Below are 2,691 nucleotides of genomic sequence, written 5' to 3'. Positions count from 1 at the left end.
GGGTTCGTTCCCGTGGCCCGGCGTGTCGGCCGAAGCTGAGCGAGTTGCTGTTCGCCGCGCTCGAGGAGGAGTTGGCCAAAGGCCCGGTCGCTCACGGGTGGCCTGATCAGCGGTGGACGCTCGCCCGGATCAAGGCCCTGATCGGGCGGCGGTTCCACAAGTCCATGACGCTGTCGGGGATCTCCCAGATGCTACGGCGACATGGCTGGAGTCATCAGGTTCCGGCCCGCCGTGCCGTCGAGCGTGACGAGGCCGCCGTGGCTGGCTGGGTGAAGGATGTGTGGCCGCACCTGGAACCACCGCGGCGGCGCTCGGGTGTCGCCGACTCGTGAAAACTGACCCCTGAGCGACTTCTGAAAATTGACCCCTCCTGATCCTTGGAGGGTGCTGAAAGTGGAGGATTGGGCAGAGATACGCCGGCTGCATCGAGCTGAGGGTGTGCCCATCAAGGAGATCGCGCGGCGGTTGGGGGTGGCCCGGAACACGGTGCGGGCCGCGTTGAGCTCCGACCGGCCGCCGAAGTATGAACGGGTCTCGCGGGGGTCGGTGGCGGACACGTTCGAGCCGCAGATGCGGGCCTTGCTGAACGAGTGGCCGAGGATGCCGGCGCCAGTGGTCGCCGAGCGGATCGGGTGGCCGTACTCGATGACGCCGTTGAAGAAGCGGCTGGCCAGGATCCGGCCGGAGTACGTCGGTATCGATCCGGTCGACCGGGTGACCTACGAACCTGGCGAGATCGCCCAGTGCGATCTGTGGTTCCCCGAGACGAAGGTCCAGGTCGGCGGCGGGCAGGAACGGGTGCTGCCGGTGCTGGTGATGACGTTGGGCTTCTCGCGGTTCATGGCTGCGACGATGATTCCGTCCCGTCAGGCCGGGGACATCCTGTCGGGCATGTGGTCGTTGATCCACGGCATCGGCCGGGTCACGAAGACGCTGGTCTGGGACCGGGAGTCCGCCATCGGGGGCACCGGGAAAGTCACCGCACCCGCGGCGGCGTTCGCCGGCACCCTGGCCACCCGGATCAAGCTCGCGCCGCCCCGTGACCCCGAATACAAGGGCATGGTCGAGCGCGGAAACCAGTACCTGGAGACCTCGTTCCTGCCCGGCCGCGGGTTCGCCTCTCCGGCGGACTTCAACCAGCAGTTGGACGAGTGGCTGGTGCGAGCCAACGCCCGCACTGTCCGCTCGATCCAGGGCTGCCCCGTCGACCTGCTTCACACCGACTACCTGGCGATGATCCCGCTGCCGCCCGTTGTCCCGCCGATCGGGCTGAACCACCGCATCCGGCTCGGCCGTGACTACTACGTCCGCATCGACACCGTCGACTACTCCGTCGACCCGCAGGCCATCGGCCGGTTCGTCGACGTCACTGCCTCCCCACACGAGGTCACGGTGTTCTGTGACGGCCAGGTCGTCGCCCAGCACGAGCGGTCCTGGGCGAAACAGGCGGTGGTCACCGACCCGATCCATGCCGCCACAGCGGCGCGGATGCGCCAGGCCCTGGCTCTGGACCGGGAACGACGCCAGGCGGCAACCCGACACCACAGCGACGGACATGCCGTCGCTCTGCGGGCCCTGCCCGACTACGACGCCCTGTTCGGCGTCGACTTCGACCCTGCAAGCACGAAAGCGAGCAACGAATGACCTCCGCCACCACGGCGACCACCGCGGCGACGAAGGACGGCCTGCCGTCCATGATCGCTTACCTGACCAGAGTCCTGAAGACCCCCACGATCGGCGCCTGCTGGGAGGACCTGGCCGCCCAGGCGAGGGATGAGAACTGGTCCCACGAGGAGTATCTGGCCGCGCTGCTGCAGCGGCAGGTCGCCGACCGCGAGTCCAAGGGAACCGTCATGCGGATCCGCACCGCCCACTTCCCGCAGGTCAAAACCCTCGAGGACTTCAACCTCGACCACCTGCCCTCACTCCGCCGCGATGTCCTGGCCCACCTGGCCACCGGGACGTTCGTCGCGAAGGCGGAGAACGTGATCCTCCTCGGGCCGCCCGGGATCGGCAAGACGCACCTGGCCATCGGGCTCGGGGTCAAGGCCGCCCACGCGGGCTACTCGGTCCTGTTCGACACCGCGAGCAACTGGATCACCCGCCTTGCCACCGCCCACCAGGCCGGCCGTCTCGAGGCCGAGCTGAAGAAGATCCGCCGCTACAAGCTGATCATTGTGGACGAGGTGGGCTACATCCCGTTCGACCAGGACGCCGCGAACCTGTTCTTCCAGCTGATCGCGTCCCGCTACGAACAGGGCTCCGTGATGGTCACCTCGAACCTGCCCTTCGGACGCTGGGGAGAGACCTTCTCCGACGACGTCGTGGCCGCCGCGATGATCGACCGCTTGGTCCACCACGCCGAGGTCCTCACCCTCACCGGCGACTCCTACCGCACACGCCAACGCCGCGAGCTGCTGACCAAAGAGAACCGAGCGCACCGCGACTGAACCAACCCCGAGGGGTCAATCTTCAGGAGACCGGAGGGGGTCAAAATTCAGGAGTCGTTGACGCTCGGGGCCTGGATCGTCTTCGAAGACGAAGCCGGGTTCTCGATGACGCCGCCCACTTCCCGCACCTGGAGCCGGCGCGGAACAACACCGGTCGTCCGGGTCCGCGGCCGTTCCCAGCGCCGCTTCTCCATCGCGGCCCTGTGCTGCTACAAGGTTGGCGAACGCTCCCGCCTGATCT

Annotated in this window: 3 protein-coding genes and 1 pseudogene; all 4 read left to right on the top strand. The window is 67.6% G+C overall.

The genetic code is table 11. The features are described 5' to 3' along the window. Positions 1 to 332 (top strand): winged helix-turn-helix domain-containing protein (locus tag ABZ070_RS36525; RefSeq protein ID WP_356640411.1); only part of this gene is annotated, 332 nt, incomplete at its 5' end. Positions 333 to 384: 52 nt separating this feature from the next. Then, positions 385 to 1,644 (top strand): IS21 family transposase, encoded by a 1,260-nt coding sequence (istA, locus tag ABZ070_RS36520; RefSeq protein WP_356640409.1) that lies wholly within the window; start codon positions 385 to 387, stop codon positions 1,642 to 1,644. Next, complete coding sequence (gene istB, locus ABZ070_RS36515; protein ID WP_356640407.1) at positions 1,641 to 2,450, top strand: IS21-like element helper ATPase IstB; 810 nt, start codon at positions 1,641 to 1,643, stop codon at positions 2,448 to 2,450. The genes istA and istB overlap by 4 nt, the downstream gene beginning before the upstream one ends. A gap of 105 nt (positions 2,451 to 2,555) precedes the next feature. Next, positions 2,556 to 2,691: pseudogene (locus ABZ070_RS36510) on the top strand (IS630 family transposase); the annotation flags it as partial.

The sequence above is a fragment of the Streptomyces sp. NPDC006283 genome (genome assembly GCF_040613325.1).
GTDB lineage: Bacteria > Actinomycetota > Actinomycetes > Streptomycetales > Streptomycetaceae > Streptomyces.
The sequence above is the reverse complement of the archived record's forward strand: the minus strand, read 5'-3'. Positions and strand labels throughout refer to the sequence as shown.